The following is a 17,675-nucleotide window of genomic DNA, read 5'->3' as shown; positions in this document are numbered from 1 at the left end:
GGCAGGCCGAGACCATGCGCTCCGAGGTCCAGCGCTTCCTCCAGACGGTCCGCGCTGCCTGAAACCGCCAGTCAGGCGCCTCACCACCTTGTGAGGTCACAGGCGGCGCGCGGCATGGCAGCGTGACGGCATGAGGAATCGTTTCGCACCGCGCCTTGCCTTGCTCGCGCTTCTCGCCTGCCTGTCCGGGCCTCTCTGGGCCGGGCCGGGCTGCGATGCGGCCGGTGAATGCCGGATCCCGGAAGGGACCTATCGGGTCTGGCAGCCAGAGGGCGCATCCGCACCGCCCGAGGGATGGCCGGTCCTTGTCCACTTCCATGGTTTCCGCGAAACCGCCGCCGATCTGCTCGCCCGGGAGGATCTCCGGTCCATTGCGCGGCGTGAGGGAATCCTCCTGGCCTTTCCACAGGGTCTGGGCAACACATGGTCGCATCCCGGTTCGCCGGCTCAGGAGCGCGATGAATTCCGATTCCACTCGGCCATGATGGAGGATCTTGGCCGGCGTTACCCGGTCAATCGCAAGCGTATCCTGATCAGCGGCTTCAGCCAGGGGGCGGCCATGGTCTGGAACCTGGCCTGCCATGCCGGCGACCCCGCGATCCGGTATCTCGCGATCGCCGGCACCTATTGGCGGCCGCAGCCGGATCGTTGTTCCTCGCCGATCGTGCCGCTCACCCATATTCATGGTGTTGCCGATCGGACCGTTCCGCTGGAGGGGCGTCCCATCCGTGGCGGAGCCTTCCATCAGGGCGATGTCTTCCGCGCGCTGACCCAGTTCCGTGCACGATCCAGCTGCCCGGCGCCGGAACAGCGAACCGAACGGCATGGCGCGCTGGTCTGCGCGCGGAATTCCGCGTGCGAAGGCGCATCTCTTCTCTTCTGCCTGCATCCGGGCGGTCATGATTTTGACCCGGGCTGGATCGAGTGGGCCTGGCGATCATCGCAGTAAGGGCCGGGCTTTCAATATCGCCTCCGGGTTGGGGCATCATGTCATGGCCGGGCCGGCTGGACTCGCGAGGCCTTTAACGCCATTCTTTCCCTGGTCAGGCTTATCAGGTCGTGTTGTTGCCTGGCCAAGAGCAGGGGGTCTGTGGCGGTGTCTGGCCGGGTGATCTTCCGGAATGGTATGGTTCGCCTCGCCATCGGGGCCTCGATCCTGTGTGGATCTGCCCTTGCCGGCATGGCCGTCGAGCGCTGCAGCAAGGCCAAGGCCGTTGCCGGCCTCGAGAAAAGCTTGCCGGTCCTCCAGGAAAAGGTCGATCTCGGCGAACCCATCCGCATCGTGGCTCTGGGGTCTTCCTCGGTGGAGGGCACGCCGGACATGCCGCGCGACCAGCTCTTCGCCAGCGTGATGGAACGTGAGCTCGCCCGGCAAATGCTGACTCCGGTCGAGGTGGTCAACAAGGGCAAGGGCGGCGAGACCATTCCGAAAATGGTTGACCGGATCGAGCGCGATGTCCTGAACCTCAAGCCGGATCTCGTTGTCTGGCAGCTCGGCGTCAATGACGTGCTGCAGATGGACGGTGTTGACGGTGCGATCGCGCGGATGGAAGCGGCACTCGAGACCTTCCGGAAGGCCAAACTTCCTGTTGTCCTTGTCGATCTGCAAGTGTCGCCGCTGGTGGACCGGGATCGGGACACACCCGTCATGCAGGCGGCGATCACCGAAGCCGGCAAGAAGCATGGCGTGATGCATTTCCATCGGCAGGCCATCATGAAGCGCCTGATCGAGACCGACGAGGCCAAGCCCAGCGATCTCGTTCAGGCCGATGGCTTGCACATGACCCAGCTGGCACATTTCTGCACCGGCAAGCTGCTGGCCGAGCAAATTGCCGGAAGCAGCGTGTCCAAGCCTGTGGCAATTTCCGCGACCCGCATCCCGGTACGCTGAGTCTGCTGCGTTCGAGATCCGGAAGCGCTGGAGGCCCAGCCGTCAGTTCTGGGTCGGCGGAATGTCGGGATAGATGCGGATCCGGTCTGCGCCCATATCCGCGACGGCAATCCCATCCCCGAGATCGATCATCGCCTTGATGGCGCCGCCGGCGCCGAGATCGGCAAGGTCCTCGAAGCGGTCGAAGCCGGGACGATACCGCACGAGCTTGCGACGTCCAGCATCCGCGAAGACAATCGTGCCATCCTGCCGCACGATCAGCGCCTGCGGGCGGCTTTCGGGCCAGGGCAGTTTGGCGGTCATCCAGGCTGCTCGGCCGGCATAGCGTACAAGGGTCTGGCTCTTCATGGCCGACAGCCAGACCTCGCCGGAGGGGCTGACGGCCATGCTGCGGATCCCCTGCGCTTCCGGCGGGATGACGGCGCTGTCAAACCGCGAGCGGGCAGGGTCGATGCGGATCATGCGGCCGGACTTGCCGGCGACGAACCAGATCGAGCCCGTCGGCGAGGCTGCAGAGAGCGTCAGGCCCTGCAGATCCTCGTGCGAGGAGACGTCCGTGGTGCCGGTGCGCGGATCATGGCTGCCGAGCCAGCCCGACGCGCCGCTGAACCAGATCCGCCCCTCGCTGTCGAGGCGAAGGCTGGACAGATCGAGGAAGGGCAGGTCAGCCGGCATGCCGATGCGGGTGACTTCGCCATTGGCCGGGGCGAGGCGGTGCAGCACGTTCAGCGCACGGTCAACCGCCAGGATCGACTTGTCCGGCGCCTCGACGAGCCCGTACGGGCGCGAGCCGGTGCCAAGCGGGAAATAGGTGATCTCGCGGGTGGTACGGTCGATCCGGCCCAGCGCGCCCAATGTATAGGCTGCAAACCAGATCGTGCCATCCGAGGCCTGGATGAGCGCCAGCGGCTGGCTCGCCACGCGCAGTTCGAAATCCACGGGCGTGCCCAGGCTCGAAAGGGTTGCCGGCTGGGCAACACGCTGCACCTGTGGTTTCGGGGCCTGGGAAAGGGCCGGCAGGGCGCCGAGGGCAGTGGCAGCGAGGATGGAGGCGAACAAGGGTCCCTTCATGGACAGGCAGGTTCGCATGGCTCTCACTCTGCCGCAACCGGCATGGCGCGCGGCCGCGCGGCCAGACTGGCCATCGCGGTTCTCCGCCACTCGAGCAGGGCGGCAAGGCCGAGCATCGCGCCGATGCCGACGGCATTGATCGCGACCATCAACCAGGGGTGGAAGCCATAGGCCGTGGCGAGGATGCCGCCCGCGACAGCGAGGACATTGCCGAGCACGAAGACTTCCAGCGAATGCTGGCCCATCCAGACCAAAGGCGCGGCAACGGCCGAACGCAGCCAGGGGCTTGCGGCCGGGACGAGGACCAGCACAAGCCAGAACTTGGCCATCAGGTCGAGCAGCCGGGTCGGGTGGAAATTCGTCTTGCTGAAGGCGCCGAGCAGGGCCGGGTTGACGAGGAACGCGTTCTCGAGGCCGTCGATCTCGCGCCAGGGCGCGGCGAGCACGATGCCGGCCAGCGTGACGATGGCGGCCAGAGCCGCCAGAACCCGCCGTATGCCAGGGCCGATCCGGCCGACAGGGGCATGCCCCTGGATGGCGCGGCCGAGCGAGAAGCCGATCACAAACAGCAATTGCCAGGCGAAGGGGTTGAAGAACCACGCGCTCGCCGTGCGTGTATTGGGCAGGTTGAGGCCGCCGAGATTGGCGCCGGCATAAAGGCCGAGCGAGAGCAGAAGCGGCAGCAGCCAATGCCGGCGCGTCAGCGAGACGAGAACCGGAACCATCGCCAGAAGGACAATGTAGAGTGGCAGGATGTCAAGATAGCCGGGCAGGAAGCGCAGCGTCAGGACATCGACGATGAAGCCCGCCGGCGCCTGAAGGAAGACGTCGATTCCGAGCGTTTCGAGATAGGTCGGGTCGTTCAGACGTTCCGCGCCGACGACGCACAGGGCCGCGATGACCAGGAACATCATCAGATGCATGATGTAGAGCGCCCAGATGCGGGAGAAGACCGCCATCACGCCTGCGCCGGCGGCGCCACGATCGAAGAAGCGGCCATAGGCCAGAGCGGAGGAGATGCCGGCGAGCAGGACAAAGACATCGGCAGAATCCGACAGCCCCCAGTTGCGCTGGGTGAAGGCGCTCAGCGGATTTCCAGGGACGTGGTTGGCGAAGATCATGACAAGCGCAAGCCCGCGGAAGAAATCAATCCGCAAGTCCCGTGTGCTCGACAGGGCGTTCGCGTTCGCAGTCATCCGGTGATCCCGTGCCAGCCGTCCAGGCAGCATGGTGCAGCGCAATATACGCCGTGTAGCGGCACCCGGATTGCCGATAGGGTAACATTGGGACGGAATTGCGGAGAGGCGCGTCGGGGTCTTTCCGCTCACGCGGATGTGATCATGACGCATACTCACAGACGGGAGCGATCGATGAGGATACGTCCTAGCCGTCGAGCCCGGAAAACGTCTCGATGCGGCCTGTGGGTTCGAGCTGTCCGGCCATGAGGCGGGCATAATCCGCCTCGAACCAGCCGACGCGCGCTTCCTGCCGCGACAGGATCGGCTGGGCGCCGGCCTGGCTCGCAATCCGCTGCAATTGCTCGCAGGCAGCGTTGTCCTCGCCATGGATTCGCACGGCGTTTATCCGGAAACCCAGCCGCATCCAGGGCATCGTCATGGCCCGAATGGTCGTGCGGACACGGCCCGCCTTGCGCCGGAATGGCAGGGGGACAGTGCGGGTGGTCGAACGCGTCCGCCCCGGACCGATGGGCTCGAGATGCTGGAACAGCACGAACCAGTAGGAGTCGCCCATATAGTCCATGGCCTTGATCAACGCGACAATCAGGCCGGGGAAGAACTGGAAGATACGGTAGCGCTCGGGAAGGTACGTGCCCTCGCGGCATGCTGCCGCGACAGCCTCCAATGTGCCGGGCGAGCCGCCGGGCAGATAGGCACTGTGCGTGTTGAAATGCGCGTAATGGATGATATCCGGCGGCAGGTAGCCCGCCTTGCCGAAGCTGGTCGGATGGACTGCGACGATATGGTAGTCGTCGAGCGAGATGTTCATCAGCAGCTTCCAGTGGGCGTCAACCTCCCTGCTGAAGCTATCCGGCCTGGCGATTCCTGTCCCGAACCGGGAAAGCACATCATGGCCGGGGCCAAGCCATTCCGCCAGCGAGCAATGCTGCCGGCCCGGGAAGCGTCCGAAGATGAGGTCGCCGCATTGCGCCAGTTCGACCTCGAGGAGGCGGGCATCAATGTCGCGCGGGGTCCGGCCATACATCTCGATGCATTTGGGAATGCCGAGGGCGCGCCCTTCGGCATTGTAGCGCCAGTGATGGAAGCCGCAGACGACAGGGCCGTTCCCGGTCTTGCCAATGCGGAGCGGATAGAAGCGGTGGGCGCATCTGTTCTCGTAGGCGCGGAGCCCGGATTCAAAGCGCTGCACGAAGATCGACCTGCCGCCCAAGGTGGCGGTGAACCAGTCATTCAGCACCGGGATCTCGCCGGCAACACCGAGGAAGGTCCAGACATGGCCGAGCTGTTCCTGCTCCGCCGCAAAGGCGGCGGGATCGGTCATGGCGCGCGCCCATTCCGCAGGGCCGGCAGCATTGTCGAGATCGGCGGGACCGGGTTGCATGCGGCTTGATTCCTCCGCGCGACCATGCCGCGCCGGGAACGTGCGGTAAAGCCCCGGTGATTGCTTCAAATGCAATCGGGTTGTTTCAGGCTTTGGAAGGCATCATTGCTCGAATTGTTGCTTCTGCGATCCGATTAAATGCTGATTAGCCGTTCCCTTGTACCTCTTCTTGGCGTGCAAGGAGTTGCTTTCATGACCGCCCTGTCCCGACTTATTTCCCGCACCGTTCAACGATTCCGGGCCAGCCGGCATGGTTCGGTGGCGACAACCTTCTCGTTGTCGATGATCCCGGTGATCGGGCTGCTCGGGGCTTCGGTTGATTTTGCGACGGTTGCCGGCACGCGGGCCAAGGTGCAGAGCATCGCCGATGCCGCCGCGCTTTCTGCCGTTGCAGAATCGGTTGTGAAGCCAACCTATTCCTGGGAGCAGCAGAAGATCGAGAGCGAGAAGATTGCCAAGGCAACTTTCGAGTCGCTGATGTCCGTCGCCGGCCTCGACGGCGCCATGGCCAGTGCCACCTACGAAATCACCCTCAAGAACAACGCCGTCATCGCCAATGTGTGCTTTTCGGGCACGCAGAAGACCATGGCCGTGGCGATTGCCGGGTTTGCGACCATGGATTTCGGCGGTTGCGCCGGCGCGTCCTCCGCACCGCCACTCTTTGTCAGCGTCTATGTGCTGGCCGATGCGTCCGGTTCCATGGGGATCGGCGCCAGCACCACGGACCAGACGCTGATGAACAGCAAGCTTGGCTGCGCCTTTGCCTGCCACACGCTGAGCTGGAAAGTTCCGATGTTCAACCCGGATTGCAAGGCCACCGGGGGCTGGGATGACGGCCGCGCCACGCCGGTCTGCGCCAAGAAGATCGGGGCCAAGACCCGGTTCGACATTGTCCGCTCGGCGCTTTCCGATGTCATCGACGAGGCCGGCACCATGGCCAAGCTGCCGGACCAGTTCCGCTTCGCGGTCTACAAGTTCAGCAACACGCTGACCGAGGTCCAGAAGGAAAGCGCCAGCCTGTCCACGGTCAAGACTGCCGTGAACAATATGGAAATGGATGTTGCCGGCGCCGGGTCGAACTTCACGGTGGCGATGAAGGACCTGCTGAAGAAGATCCCGGCCAGCGGTGACGGGAAGACGGCAGCTTCGCCGAAGGTCATGCTGCTTCTGATGACCGACGGCGTCGAGGGCAATGTCAACGAGTACAGCCAGTGCAAGGATGCCTGGGTGGACGGAAAGAAAAAGAATATCTGCAATTACTGGGGGCAATGGAGCCCGGATACGAATTTCACGGTCAACAATCCGGGCTTCTACTGGGGTTCCGAACGCTCGCAGGCGATCGACTCCAAGGTATGCGACGGTTTCAAGAACAAGGGCATCACGGTTGCGACGCTCAATACCGAATACATCACGCCGCCGGGCTCGACCGATACCCGCTTCGTGCAGATCCAGTCGATGCTGAAGCCGGTCATCCGCCAGACCATGCGCGATTGCGCCACGCTGCCGGAATATGCCTATTTCGCCACCACGCCGGGCGAAATCTCGCAGGCGACGGAGATGATGTTCCGGTCGGTGATGGCGAAGGCCCGACTGATCAACTGATAGCGCGGGCGCCTGTACGGCGCCCGCCGGTTCATCCCTCAATCGGCGAGGGCATAATCGAGATCGGCGATCAGGTCGTCGACATGCTCGATCCCCACGGAAAGGCGGATCAACCCTTCCGTCACGCCCATGGCCTCGCGCGTTTCCGGCGCAACGCCGGAAATCACGGTGGTTGACGGGTGGCAGGCGAGCGATTCCGTGCCGCCAAGGCTCACAGCCAGCTTGACGATGCGCAGCCGGTCCAGCGCGCGGAAGGCCTTTTCCCGGGTGCCGACATCGAAGGACATCAGCGAGCCTGGCCCGGTGCATTGCGTGGTGTAGATGCGGTGCTGCACGCTGCCTTGCGGCGCGAGGGCGGCGAAATGGACCTGCCGCACGGCCTTGTGGCGTTCGAGCCAGCGGGCGATCGTCATGGCGTTCGAAGCTGCGCGCTCCATCCGGAGGGTCACGGTCTCGAGCGAGCGCGACAGCATCCAGCAGGAATGCGGGTCGAGGCTGCCGCCCATCAGGGCGCGCAGGCTGCGGACCGGCGTCATGGCGATCCGGTTGCCGACAACACCGCCGGCGATGAGATCGGAATGGCCGCCGACATATTTGGTCAGCGAATAGAGCGAGAGGTCGGCGCCGGCGCGGATGGCGTTCTGGAAGACCGGACCCTGCAGCGTATTGTCGACCACGACCAGCGGCCGGTGCTGCTGGCGCCGGGCGGAGGCTTCCGCCAGCCGGGCCGAGAGGCCGATATCCGCCAGCGTGGCCAGCGGGTTCGAGGGCGTCTCCAGGTAGAGCATGGCAAGCCGGCCGCGGGCTTCCGCCGCAATCATCGCCGCCTCGAGGCCGGCGGGATCATTCGGGTCGGCGACCGGCAGGGCGATGATGCCGAATTGCGGCAGCACCTTGTGCACCAGCGTGTCGGTGCCACCATAGAGCGGCGTCGAATGCAGGATCACGTCGCCCGGGCGGCAATGGGCGAAGAGAATCGTGGCGATCGCCGCCATGCCGCTGGCGAAGACGGCGCCGGCATCGGCCTTCTCGAACAGGGCGAGGCGCTCCTCGACGATCTGGGCATTCGGATGGTTGAAGCGCGAATAGACGAGTCCGCCATCGACATCGTTCTTGCCGGCGGAACGGCCGGAGGCGATGTCGAAGAATTCGCGGCCGGCATCGGCGCTCGGGAAACAGAAGGTCGAGGTCAGGAAGACCGGCGGCTTCACCGACCCTTCGGACAAGGCAGGGTCATAGCCATAGCCGAGCATCAGCGTCTCGTTATGCAGTGCGTGCTGCCCGAGGCTGGTCTCGCGGTAGGTTTTCGAGCTGTCGGTCCTTGAACTGTCAGACTTGGCCATGGTGGTTTCTCCATCTCCTCGGGGCATGAGGGAGTCTGCCAAACTGGCCAATTGAGCGCAAGATAAGCGCGGAAAAAGCGGAAAATGTCGAAGTTTTTGCAAATTCAGGATAATCTGTGCAAATTATGTGCTCCGGTCCCGGAAGGGCCGGCCTGTCCGGAAAAGACCTTGCAATGACTCTCGACCTCGACGATTTCGACCACCAGATCCTGAGGGCGCTGCAGGCGGAGGCCCGCCTCAGCAATCTCGACCTTGCGGCCCGGATCCCGCTGTCGCATTCCGCGATATCGCGCCGGATCAAGCGGCTCGAGGATGCGAAGGTCATCCGGGGCTACCATGCCCGGATCGAGCCGCAGGCAATCGGCGAGGCGGTGCGGGTGCTGGCCTCGGTGCAGCGCGAACCCCAGGTGCCGGCGGCCTATGTCGCGGAATCCCTCGCCCGGCTGCCGGGGATCAAGAATTGCTGGATCGTCTCCGGGGATTGCGACGTCATGGTCGAGATCACCGCGCGGGACATGACCCATTTCTCGGAGATCATGCTCGACGGCATCCAGAAGGTGCCGGGCGTCGCGGCGACACGCTCGATGTTCATCCTCACGACGGTGAAGGAGCGCTGAGCGGCGCCGTCATTCCGCGCCGAGCCGTCCGGCCCTACGGCCCGCGGACCATCCGGAAGCGGGCGCCGGTCCGGGTGTTTCCGGATTCCCCGGGTTCAGGGCGGCAGAGGCATGCCGGCCTTCTGGAGGTCATTGCAACGGTCGATCGCAACAAGCGAAGGCCTCGGGCGCTAACCGCGTCCCTTCATTCGGCAAGCTCGACCATCCGAACCCCGGATGATGTCGAGAGCTTCACGCGGGAACCGTTTTCGATACGCAAGCCGTCAATCCGGGCGTTGATGGACCATTGCCTGACGATGCGCGGGCTCGCATCTCTGAAGCTGACCATCGCGAGGGCATTCCGGTCACGTGTCGGAACAATGACGAGCGGAGGATTGCGGCGCGAGAGCCGGACAATGCGTCCGAGATCAAGGTCGCGGCTGCCCAGGATATGGTTGGTATACCCTTCAATCCGTGCCACTTCCTCGAGTGTCCCCGCTCTCAGTCGGTAAAGCCTCAGCGATCCGGCGAGATGCGGGGTAATCACCGCTGCGATCATCTGTTCGCCCGAGCCGGTAAAGTCGGCAATGCCCAACGGATTGAGCCAGCGATTGCGGGTGCCGATCGCAGGGCTTTCCGCCAGCGGTTCGATACGGTCCTTCAGGATGCGGTAGACCGCGATCGCGGCGCCTCGCTCCAGATAGGCCTTGACGATGATTGCCTCCGGGACGCCGTCGCCATCAAGATCGGCAAGCCGGACACGCCTGTCCTCGAAAACCGCCTCGGACGGAAGTGTAAAGACCAGGCGTTTTCGACCATGCTCGACCACGAAGCCGCCTGCTTCCACGGCATCGCCGAGAACCCCATGATTGTATCGGGTGGTCGGCTGGATCAGCCATGCCTTGAACGGGCCGGAAGCACTGATCTCGGTATCCGGCAGCGGGGCATATGGCGCGACATTGCTGGATTGAGCCGCTGCCCGGCTCGACCAGGGCAAGAATGGGCTGGCCGCGATCAGCGTCGCGAGACCAATGCCCATGGTCAATGTCCGGAAGCGCAGAGGCTTCCGGATTGTCGGTAATCCGGAAGACGGGTCAAGCAAGGGTGGTGACCTCGCCCCGCGCCGGGTATGATTTCGCGACCACGAAGTCGATCGCCGCGAGAATGTCGGTGAAGTGAGGACGGGCAAAGGGCATCGACTGGACCGAGGCGAAATAGACGGTGCGGTCCGGGCGGATGAGGAAAAGACCCGGCTCCGAGAACAGGGCTGGCTCCTCGACACCGATCGAGGTGACCCCCCGCCCTGCCGAGACATAGAGGCCCCAGCGCCGGGCCATGTTGAGGTCGAGGCCATAGCCAAGGCGCAAATGCGGCAAGTTCCATTCAGCCTTTGCCTTTGTAGCCCGAGTCGGAGGAAACCGCGACGACAGACACTCCACGCTTCTCGAATTCCGGCAGGTTGGCTTCCAGCTCCTTCAGCTGGGTACGGCAGATCGGGCAGTGATAGCCCCGATAGAAGACAACCAGCGTGAATGTTTCGGGCGCCTCGTCGGCCAGCGAGAAATGCGCCCCGCCGGAACCTGTCAGGACCACCTCAAGATCCGGTGCCGGAAGTCGCGGGATGACGGGAATGATATCCGACATGGAAAAGGCCTTTCGATCTGGAATGGGCTTCGCCGCCCGTTGGCTCAGCAGAACTGGCGCCACCCATAGGGGACGATCCGCCCCGAGTGCCAATCAACTGTCATGCCCGAGGGCACACATTGCTGTGATGGCAGCCCGCCGGGATCACAAAAAAGCAATTTGTTGGCTTGTCCGGCTATCCTGTAACGGATGGGAGTCTGGGTCCGAATATCAGGAAGTCGCGTGCATAAAAGACCGGCGGGAAAAGAAGAGGAATGGAGCAACCTGATGCGTCAGGCCCTTGACGGTGATGTGGGCGCCTACAAGACGCTTCTTGGTGCGGTTGCGCCGCATCTTCGCGGCGTTGTGCGCCCCCTGCTCATGCGTTCCGGGCGAGGCCTGGCGGATCTCGAGGACATCGTACAGGAAACGCTGCTTGCCGTTCATCTCAAACGCGCGACATGGGACCCTTCGTTTCCCTTCCTGCCCTGGCTCAATGCCGTTGCGCGCTACAAGGCGATCGACGCCCTTCGCAAGTCCGGGTTCAGGGTCGAGGTGGATATCGACACGATGAGTGAAGCGCTGGCCGCGCCGGACGAGAGGCGTGACAGCACGCTTGATAGTGCGAGAATCCTGAATGCGCTGGATGCGAAACAGCGCAAGCTTGTCGAGCAGATCATCATGGTTGGCCGTTCTTCTGCAGATGTCGGTGCGGAACTCGGCATGAGCGAGGGCGCCGTGCGCGTTGCGCTTCACCGCTCCCTGAAACGGCTTGGAAAAATGTTCGGGAAGAGCCGACATGCAGACTGAGAAACTCATCGACTGGCTGGCCGAGGATCTCGCCGTCAAACCCCCGAGAGCCAGCCGGCGCCTGCTGATCTGGCTGCCCGTCGCCGCGCTTGCCACGGGCATCATCTTTCTTGGTCTGGTGGGGATCAGGACAGATCTGACGTCGACAGGCGCGATGCCGACACTCGTCAAGACCGGTCTTGGGCTGGTTGTTGCCATCGCCGCGCTCATGGGCACCCGCACGCTCCTGCGCCCGGAGGCCTCGATCGCCCGGGGGCTTGCTGCCCTTGCTGCTGTTCTTCTGCCCCTATCGCTTCTCCTGGCGGTTGATCTTGCGACATGGGGGCAAGAGGGGTTCCTCAGCCGGATGCTGGGGAAGAGCATCATTTCCTGCCTGACCGTCATCCCGCTTCTGGCCGCTATGCCGCTGGTCACGTCCCTGATGGCCTTGCGGGCGGGTGCAACATCCCATCCGGCCTCTGCCGGAGCACTCGCGGGTCTTGCCTCGGCCGGGTTGGCCATCGTGGCCTATGGTCTCTACTGCACGGAAGACAGCACCAGCTTCGTGGCGGCCTGGTATTCACTTGCCGCTGTCATCGTCGCTGTTGTCGGCTCCCTGGCCGGGCACCTGTGGCTCCGCTGGTAGATCCCGATCCACGACGGCTTTCAACACGCCGATTGCATCCCCAAACACAAGGATATTTCCATGAAGGCTCGGCTTGGCGTGATCGGTGGTTCAGGTCTTTATGATCTGCCGGGGCTGGAGGATCGACGGGAGGAGATGGTCCAGACGCCGTGGGGGCAACCCTCGGCCGCATTGCGGTTCGGGCGGATCGGCACGACCGAACTGGTCTTCCTGCCCCGCCATGGCGAGGGGCACCGCCTTTCCCCCGACGGGATCAACTACCGCGCGAATATCGATGCGCTCAAGCGGGTTGGCGTCACGGATATTGTCAGCTTTTCGGCGGTCGGCTCCTACAAGGAAGATCTGGCCCCGGGCGTGTTTGTTGTCCCCGATCAACTGGTCGACCGCACATTTTCCCGAGAGAGCAGCTTTTTCGGCAATGGCTGCGTGGCGCATGTCGCCTTCGGGGATCCTTTCGGACCGAGACTCAGCCGCCGGGTGGCCGAGGCTGCGCGCCGCGCCGGGATCACAATTCGCGAGGGGGGAACTGCTGTCTGCATGGAGGGCCCGCAATTCTCGACACGAGCCGAGAGCCTCTTCTACAAGGGGCTCGGCTACGACATCATTGGCATGACATCGATGCCCGAAGCCAAGCTCGCCCGGGAAGCCGAGATCACCTATTCCATGTGCGCCATGGTGACAGATTTTGATTGCTGGCACCCGGACCATGCCAATGTCAGCGTCGAACTGGTCATCCATCAGGTGCACGAAAACACGCTGGCGGCGCGGCGCGTGCTGGCGGAACTGGCAGCGGATTTCCCGGCAGAGCGGGAAGAATGCCCCGTCGGCTCGCACCGGGCGCTCGATTTTGCCATCATTACGGCGCCCGAGGCGCGCGATCCGGTCCTTGTGGCGAAACTCGATGCCGTGGCCGGGCGGGTGCTTCGGTAAGCAAGGGATTTGCCTTCTCGGCCAAGGACTTGCCACCCATTTGACGCCGATGGGGCATGATCAACGCCGGAAATCGGAGAAAAGCCGCATGAAGCGGCGGTCGATCCAGTCTTTCCAGCGCCAGACCCAGGCCCCCTCCAAGGCGAACCAGCGTCCGCGACCAGCGATCGCGGATCCATCACCCGTCATCAGGATGGTGAGAAAATTCCGATCCGGTTGGTGCGGAAGAAGTGGCATATGCCGGCATGTCCGGCGCAGATTCTCGGTAAGGGCTGCACCTTGCCGAACCGCGAAGACGCCTGCTTTCGGCATCGGGTTGTCAACGACCGTTGCGCAATCGCCGACCGCAAAGATCGCAGGATCATCCATGACCGTCAGGGTTTGTTCGATCTTCACAAAGCCACCCGGATCGGTCGGAAGGCCGGTCTCCTGAAGCCAGGCCGGTGCGCGTGCCGCCGTTGAAACGAGCACGGCGTCGGCAGCAACAAAGCGGCCATCCCGCGAGCGGATGCCATCGGAGTTGATCTCTGCAACGCGGAAGGCATCGAGCACCTTGACGCCATGGCGAGCCAGCGCTGCGCGGGCCCGGCGCTGAACGCTGCCATTCAAGGTCGGCACGAGGCCGTTGCCTGTCGCGATGGCGATCCAGAAGGGCCGCCCGGCGGCATCTATCGAGCGGAGCCGTGCCTTCAGCGCAAGCGCAAGTTCAATCCCGGCTGCTCCTCCGCCCACCAGAATGATCCGGCGTGGCCCATCCGGGCGTGACGCGTCGTCCAGCACCCTCTCCAGCCTTCCGAGGAAGGTACTGATCGGCTTGACGGCGATGCCATGCCTGTCCGCGCCTGCAATCCCTGAAAGGTCGGGCGTAATGCCGACATTGAGCGACAGGATGTCGAAGGGAACGACGGTGCCATCTTCCGTCATCACCAGCCGGCTCTGGCGGTCAATGCGGCAAGCAGCCGAGCGGACCAACGCCATGCCAGATACATGGGCCAGCCTTTCGAGGTCGATATGCATGTCGTCGTGGCTGTAGAAACCCGCGACATGCCCGGGCAGCATGCCCGAATAGGGTGTGAGCAGCCGATCGGTCACCAAGGTCACCCGCAAGCCGGGCTCGGGGCGTTCTGCTAGGGCACGGATGACCTGGACATGCGCATGCCCGCCACCGATGAGGACGAGGTGACGGTCCATCACTGTACCATTGCTTGGAGCGCGTTGATGGTGCGCCGTGTGGAAGGTGCCGCCGTCGCGTCGCGAGCCAGTTCGGCTTTCAACCAGCCGAGATCGGCCTGCTCGTCAATGTCCCGCTGGACGGCAAGGCTCTGGACAGCGAGGCCCGCGATCTCTGCACGGCGGCATGTCTCCGCGAGGACGGTTGGCGTGCTCCAGGCCATGGGTGCGCAGAGGGCCCTTGCAGCGGCGAGCGAACGAATACCCAGCAGGCAATAGCCGCCATCTGCGCTTGGAATGATGACCACGCCATCAGTGCCGCCCGCGCGCAGGGCCTCTGCCGCTTCGACAATAGCCGCCTTGCCCATGAGCGGCATATCCGCCCCCATGATCATGGCGCCGGCAGGGCATTCCGCGAGCAACTGCGCCAGCACCTCGATCATGGTCGCCCCGAGATCGCCTGAATCGGCCAAGGTCAGGGGCCAATCCGGGCCGAGGATGGTGGCGAGTTCCTGCCGGCCGTCTTCGGGCCGGAAAAAGGCGCGGGGCAAAAGGCGGGCAATTGCGGCCGCCTCGCGTGCCGAATGCGCGCAATCCTCCAGAAACGCCTGTGACAGGCGCGCCGCGGCTTCGGGGCCGATCGAACCCGCCAGCCTCGTCTTGCTTGTGCCCGGACGCGGCGGCTTGCACATCAAGCCGAGACCGATCCAGCCTGTGCCTGTCCGGACAGCCGTCATGAACTGCGCCTCTGGAAGCCGGCTGAACCGATCGCTTCCCGACCGATCACCCACAGGATCTTGCTGCCGGCGCGAATCGTGCCGTTCAGTGTGCCCGAGACCTTGGAAACTCCGATCCGCCGCCGGTAGTCGACCGGGATCTCGCGCGTGAGAAGACCCGCCTGTGCGGCCTTGATCTGCATTTCAACCGTCCAGCCATAGTTCATATCGGCCATCGCGAGACGGTCAAAAGCTGCGCGGGTGATCGCCCGGAAGGGCCCCAGATCGGTGAAGGTCTTGCCCCAGATCAGCCGGATCAGGGTGCAGGCGAGCCAGTTCCCGAAGATCTGCTGGGGTGTCAGCGCACCGCGTTCCCGCCGGCCGAGCACCCGCGACCCGAGCGCGAAGACAGCTTCACCCTGGAGGATCGGCTCGACAAGGCGTGCCATGGCCGAAAGGTCATCTGCAGCATCGCCATCGACGAAGACGAGGATATCGACCGGCGGCATCGCCTGGATCGCCTCGAGACAGGCCCGGCCATAACCCGGTCCGGAAACGTCCACCACGATTGCTCCGGCCCGGCGCCCGATTTCCGGCGTGCCGTCGCTTGAGCGAAAATCTCCGATGGCAACGGCATCGACAAAACCGGGCATGCTGGCCAGCACCGTCGGCAGGGCGCCGGCTTCATTCCGTGTCGGGATCACAACCCCGATCCTCATCCCGTTCAAACTCATGAGACCGAGCCTTGCCCTGACGACCTGTGGACGAGGAGGCCGACCATCAGAACGGGCATCACATGGAGGGCAGCCAGCCAGTAGCTGTGAATGTCACGTTGGCCCGCCGCTGCCAGGGGGAAGAACAGGAAATAGATCGGCAACCCGGTTGTGGCGGCGGCCAGCGCCCAGCCGCCCGCCGCGATGGCCAGGGGCAGGAACCACACGGCGTACCACGGGAATTGAGCGGGAGAGAGATAGAACACGGAAGCAGCCAGCAGGGCGGCTGATCCGAAAAGCCCGCCGAGAGTGTCCGGCCTTTTCCAGGCGACAAGCAAGCTCACGCTGAGGCCGAGGGCTGCCATTGTCAGGCGCAGGGCCTGCTCACCGGTTGTTGGCCCGATCCAATGCAAGGCCGCGTAGGAGAGCCAGGCGAACGGGGCGTTGTTGACGCTCCAGCCGCCGGCATAGGCCGTCAACCCGGCATTCGGGGACAGGCTTGCCAAAATCAGCGGAGCACAGAGCGCGGCGCTGATGATCCCAAGCCCGAGCGCGAACGAGGCGATGGCCTTTCCTGCCGGCCAGAACATCCGAGCCAGAAGCGGCGCCAAAAGAATGGGCCAGAGCTTCACTCCAACCGCCACGCCCAGCGCAACGCCGGCAGCAAGGCTTCTGCCGTACCAGCCGGCAAGAAGCGCAAGGAAAACCGCCGGGACGAGAGCCGCATCGATATGCGCCTGCCCGGTCAGGCAGAACGCCAGAAGCGGGTTGCACCAGTAAAGGGCAGCGCCAAGGGACGAGCGTCCTGAAACCTTCAGGACATGCCAGATCAGGATTGCCGTGATGCTTTCGGCCGCGAGAACAAGAACCCTGATGCCATCCATGTCCCACGGCATCAGCCTATGCGCGAGTGCAAACAGGATCTGCGCTGTCCCGGGATAGACCGAGCGCAGATCCGGGAAATTGATCGCCTCGATCACAGGGCGGCCGGAAGCAACCAGCCCGGCAGCCGGATTCCCGCTGCCGTTCAGAAGATCCTGCGGTGACAGGGCATAGGGGCTGAACCCATGTGCGACCATCGCGCCGTCGAGGAGATAGCGGAATTGATCATCCTCCAGCATGGGGCCGGCACCGAAATAGGGCAGCCGCATCAGAAACCCCGCGATGGCGACCGCGCTCAGCAGGCACGGCCCGTCCGGAAGGGAGCGGGCATGCCAGACGCTCCAGAGCACGAGACCGCCCGAACTGGCCAGCAGGCCGAAGAGCGGCAGGGACACGGGCCATGTATCGCGTGCAGAGCCTGGCATCGAGCCGAAGACGAAAGCGATCGCAGACTGCACGAGGACAGCCCCTGCAAGGACAGCCAAGAGAAGGAAGAACCGGGATTCACGCAGAATGCGGTCGCGGCCGACGATGGCTGGAAACTCCATGCTCATAGACCAGGCACAGTCCTTGAAAGGAGCTGTCCCCAATCCTTGTCATAGGGATGCGCCTTGCCCGGCTTGTTTCCGCTGACGAGCGGGCGCCCTTCCGCCGTCCAGCGGAAGACACCGCCTCGAAGATTGTAGAGGCGGCCATCGGTATGGGGGACCAGTTCCCGCAACGATTGCATCAACACCTGCGACGAACGCACCCCCACGGCACAATAGAACACAACCGGGCGGCCCTTCAGGCGGGTCTGATGCTGTCGCAGGATATCTTCGGCCGAACTCCCTGGCTCAACCCGGATCGCGCCGGCGAGATGGCCTGACTCGAACTCTTCCTGCGTGCGTACGTCAAGAAGGGTGACGTCGCCGCGGGCGACCATCGCCGCCAGTGTCGAAGGCAGAACATCGTCAACCGGGTAGCGGCGGATGACTTCGCGCTCGACATCTTCCAGCGACACACGGGGATCAGTCGGATCCAATGTCCAGGGGCGAAGGTTGGGCGACAGGGCAGGCAGGCCGCCATATGCGGCTGCGGCCACCAGGAGCAAGCCGGCTCCGAGTCCGATTGCCAGCGTTCG

At 64.0% G+C, this 17,675-nt stretch carries 19 protein-coding genes; 7 read left to right on the top strand and 12 right to left on the bottom strand.

Going from position 1 to position 17,675, the window contains the following annotated elements:
* Positions 1 to 130: 130 nt before the first annotated feature.
* Together P0652_RS17115 and P0652_RS17110 are read left to right on the top strand one after the other, a co-directional pair.
* Positions 131 to 949, top strand: a complete 819-nt coding sequence (locus P0652_RS17115; protein WP_284180085.1) for a CE1 family esterase — start codon at positions 131 to 133, stop codon at positions 947 to 949.
* 177 nt (positions 950 to 1,126) lie between these two features.
* Positions 1,127 to 1,891, top strand: a complete 765-nt coding sequence (locus tag P0652_RS17110; protein WP_284180083.1) for an SGNH/GDSL hydrolase family protein — start codon at positions 1,127 to 1,129, stop codon at positions 1,889 to 1,891.
* A 42-nt stretch (positions 1,892 to 1,933) separates the two neighbouring features.
* On the opposite strand, the gene P0652_RS17105 is transcribed toward P0652_RS17110, so the two are convergent.
* The 3 genes from P0652_RS17105 to P0652_RS17095 form a co-directional block, all read right to left on the bottom strand.
* On the bottom strand, positions 1,934 to 2,962 hold the full coding sequence (locus tag P0652_RS17105) for a Vgb family protein (protein WP_284180082.1): 1,029 nt from the start codon (positions 2,960 to 2,962) through the stop codon (positions 1,934 to 1,936).
* A gap of 23 nt (positions 2,963 to 2,985) precedes the next feature.
* Positions 2,986 to 4,158 (bottom strand): OpgC family protein, encoded by a 1,173-nt coding sequence (locus P0652_RS17100; protein ID WP_284180081.1) that lies wholly within the window; start codon positions 4,156 to 4,158, stop codon positions 2,986 to 2,988.
* Positions 4,159 to 4,345: 187 nt separating this feature from the next.
* On the bottom strand, positions 4,346 to 5,542 hold the full coding sequence (locus P0652_RS17095) for an aromatic ring-hydroxylating oxygenase subunit alpha (RefSeq protein ID WP_284180080.1): 1,197 nt from the start codon (positions 5,540 to 5,542) through the stop codon (positions 4,346 to 4,348).
* Positions 5,543 to 5,734: 192 nt separating this feature from the next.
* Here P0652_RS17095 and P0652_RS17090 point away from each other — a divergent pair, with 192 nt between their 5' ends.
* Positions 5,735 to 7,144: a TadE/TadG family type IV pilus assembly protein gene (locus P0652_RS17090; RefSeq protein ID WP_284180079.1), complete on the top strand. Its 1,410-nt coding sequence runs from the start codon at positions 5,735 to 5,737 to the stop codon at positions 7,142 to 7,144.
* A gap of 38 nt (positions 7,145 to 7,182) precedes the next feature.
* On the opposite strand, the gene P0652_RS17085 is transcribed toward P0652_RS17090, so the two are convergent.
* Complete coding sequence (locus P0652_RS17085) at positions 7,183 to 8,487, bottom strand: cystathionine gamma-synthase family protein (RefSeq protein ID WP_284180078.1); 1,305 nt, start codon at positions 8,485 to 8,487, stop codon at positions 7,183 to 7,185.
* Positions 8,488 to 8,660: 173 nt separating this feature from the next.
* Here P0652_RS17085 and P0652_RS17080 point away from each other — a divergent pair, with 173 nt between their 5' ends.
* On the top strand, positions 8,661 to 9,104 hold the full coding sequence (locus tag P0652_RS17080) for an Lrp/AsnC family transcriptional regulator (protein WP_284180077.1): 444 nt from the start codon (positions 8,661 to 8,663) through the stop codon (positions 9,102 to 9,104).
* Positions 9,105 to 9,288: 184 nt separating this feature from the next.
* Here P0652_RS17080 and P0652_RS17075 read toward each other — a convergent pair whose 3' ends face one another.
* Genes P0652_RS17075 through P0652_RS18755 form a run of 3 tightly spaced genes read right to left on the bottom strand, consistent with a single transcriptional unit; the run spans position 9,289 to position 10,727 of the window.
* Entirely contained in the window at positions 9,289 to 10,122 is an 834-nt protein-coding gene (locus tag P0652_RS17075; protein ID WP_284180076.1) for a hypothetical protein, read from the bottom strand.
* Positions 10,123 to 10,177: 55 nt separating this feature from the next.
* Entirely contained in the window at positions 10,178 to 10,459 is a 282-nt protein-coding gene (locus P0652_RS18760; RefSeq protein ID WP_349774994.1) for a thioredoxin domain-containing protein, read from the bottom strand.
* Between the two features lie 7 nt (positions 10,460 to 10,466).
* Entirely contained in the window at positions 10,467 to 10,727 is a 261-nt protein-coding gene (locus tag P0652_RS18755) for a redoxin domain-containing protein (protein ID WP_349774993.1), read from the bottom strand.
* A gap of 189 nt (positions 10,728 to 10,916) precedes the next feature.
* On the opposite strand from P0652_RS18755, the gene P0652_RS17065 reads away from it, so the two are divergent.
* From P0652_RS17065 to P0652_RS17055, 3 genes are read left to right on the top strand one after another with little or no spacing between them, the layout of a single operon-like run.
* Positions 10,917 to 11,516 carry a sigma-70 family RNA polymerase sigma factor gene (locus P0652_RS17065; RefSeq protein WP_284180075.1) on the top strand — a complete coding sequence of 200 codons (600 nt, stop codon included), beginning with the start codon at positions 10,917 to 10,919 and terminating at the stop codon, positions 11,514 to 11,516.
* Positions 11,506 to 12,141 carry an NrsF family protein gene (locus tag P0652_RS17060; protein ID WP_284180074.1) on the top strand — a complete coding sequence of 212 codons (636 nt, stop codon included), beginning with the start codon at positions 11,506 to 11,508 and terminating at the stop codon, positions 12,139 to 12,141. Before P0652_RS17065 ends, P0652_RS17060 begins: the two co-directional genes overlap by 11 nt.
* Before the next feature lie 60 nt (positions 12,142 to 12,201).
* A complete protein-coding gene (locus tag P0652_RS17055) occupies positions 12,202 to 13,071 on the top strand; it encodes an S-methyl-5'-thioadenosine phosphorylase (RefSeq protein ID WP_284180073.1) in 870 nt (289 codons plus the stop codon).
* A gap of 60 nt (positions 13,072 to 13,131) precedes the next feature.
* Here P0652_RS17055 and P0652_RS17050 read toward each other — a convergent pair whose 3' ends face one another.
* Genes P0652_RS17050 through P0652_RS17030 form a run of 5 tightly spaced genes read right to left on the bottom strand, consistent with a single transcriptional unit; the run spans position 13,132 to position 17,636 of the window.
* Positions 13,132 to 14,262 (bottom strand): FAD-dependent oxidoreductase, encoded by a 1,131-nt coding sequence (locus tag P0652_RS17050; protein WP_284180072.1) that lies wholly within the window; start codon positions 14,260 to 14,262, stop codon positions 13,132 to 13,134.
* On the bottom strand, positions 14,262 to 14,978 hold the full coding sequence (locus tag P0652_RS17045) for a TIGR04282 family arsenosugar biosynthesis glycosyltransferase (protein WP_284180071.1): 717 nt from the start codon (positions 14,976 to 14,978) through the stop codon (positions 14,262 to 14,264). The genes P0652_RS17050 and P0652_RS17045 overlap by 1 nt, the downstream gene beginning before the upstream one ends.
* Positions 14,975 to 15,676 (bottom strand): glycosyltransferase family 2 protein, encoded by a 702-nt coding sequence (locus P0652_RS17040; protein ID WP_284180070.1) that lies wholly within the window; start codon positions 15,674 to 15,676, stop codon positions 14,975 to 14,977. The genes P0652_RS17045 and P0652_RS17040 overlap by 4 nt, the downstream gene beginning before the upstream one ends.
* Before the next feature lie 11 nt (positions 15,677 to 15,687).
* Entirely contained in the window at positions 15,688 to 17,106 is a 1,419-nt protein-coding gene (locus P0652_RS17035) for a hypothetical protein (RefSeq protein ID WP_284180069.1), read from the bottom strand.
* Positions 17,103 to 17,636, bottom strand: coding sequence for a rhodanese-like domain-containing protein (locus P0652_RS17030; RefSeq protein ID WP_284180068.1), 534 nt, complete (start codon positions 17,634 to 17,636; stop codon positions 17,103 to 17,105). Before P0652_RS17030 ends, P0652_RS17035 begins: the two co-directional genes overlap by 4 nt.
* Positions 17,637 to 17,675 lie beyond the last annotated feature (39 nt).

This window comes from Rhabdaerophilum sp. SD176 (genome assembly GCF_030143245.1).
In the GTDB taxonomy this organism is placed as follows: Bacteria; Pseudomonadota; Alphaproteobacteria; order Rhizobiales; family Beijerinckiaceae; genus Rhabdaerophilum.
The sequence above is the reverse complement of the archived record's forward strand: the minus strand, read 5'-3'. Positions and strand labels throughout refer to the sequence as shown.

Bases quoted from the DNA above. Each gene is read 5' to 3' on its own strand.
- P0652_RS17095 (WP_284180080.1), bottom strand. From the start codon at position 5,542: ATGCAACCCGGTCCCGCCGATCTCGACAATGCTGCCGGCCCTGCGGAA.
- P0652_RS17035 (WP_284180069.1), bottom strand. From the start codon at position 17,106: ATGAGCATGGAGTTTCCAGCCATCGTCGGCCGCGACCGCATTCTGCGT.
- P0652_RS17110 (WP_284180083.1), top strand. From the start codon at position 1,127: ATGGTTCGCCTCGCCATCGGGGCCTCGATCCTGTGTGGATCTGCCCTT.
- P0652_RS17080 (WP_284180077.1), top strand. From the start codon at position 8,661: ATGACTCTCGACCTCGACGATTTCGACCACCAGATCCTGAGGGCGCTG.
- P0652_RS18755 (WP_349774993.1), bottom strand. From the start codon at position 10,727: ATGTCGGATATCATTCCCGTCATCCCGCGACTTCCGGCACCGGATCTT.
- P0652_RS17100 (WP_284180081.1), bottom strand. From the start codon at position 4,158: ATGACTGCGAACGCGAACGCCCTGTCGAGCACACGGGACTTGCGGATT.
- P0652_RS17085 (WP_284180078.1), bottom strand. From the start codon at position 8,487: ATGGCCAAGTCTGACAGTTCAAGGACCGACAGCTCGAAAACCTACCGC.
- P0652_RS17065 (WP_284180075.1), top strand. From the start codon at position 10,917: ATGGGAGTCTGGGTCCGAATATCAGGAAGTCGCGTGCATAAAAGACCG.
- P0652_RS17105 (WP_284180082.1), bottom strand. From the start codon at position 2,962: ATGAAGGGACCCTTGTTCGCCTCCATCCTCGCTGCCACTGCCCTCGGC.
- P0652_RS17060 (WP_284180074.1), top strand. From the start codon at position 11,506: ATGCAGACTGAGAAACTCATCGACTGGCTGGCCGAGGATCTCGCCGTC.
- P0652_RS17050 (WP_284180072.1), bottom strand. From the start codon at position 14,262: ATGGACCGTCACCTCGTCCTCATCGGTGGCGGGCATGCGCATGTCCAG.
- P0652_RS17055 (WP_284180073.1), top strand. From the start codon at position 12,202: ATGAAGGCTCGGCTTGGCGTGATCGGTGGTTCAGGTCTTTATGATCTG.
- P0652_RS17090 (WP_284180079.1), top strand. From the start codon at position 5,735: ATGACCGCCCTGTCCCGACTTATTTCCCGCACCGTTCAACGATTCCGG.
- P0652_RS17040 (WP_284180070.1), bottom strand. From the start codon at position 15,676: ATGAGGATCGGGGTTGTGATCCCGACACGGAATGAAGCCGGCGCCCTG.
- P0652_RS17115 (WP_284180085.1), top strand. From the start codon at position 131: ATGAGGAATCGTTTCGCACCGCGCCTTGCCTTGCTCGCGCTTCTCGCC.
- P0652_RS17045 (WP_284180071.1), bottom strand. From the start codon at position 14,978: ATGACGGCTGTCCGGACAGGCACAGGCTGGATCGGTCTCGGCTTGATG.
- P0652_RS17075 (WP_284180076.1), bottom strand. From the start codon at position 10,122: ATGGGCATTGGTCTCGCGACGCTGATCGCGGCCAGCCCATTCTTGCCC.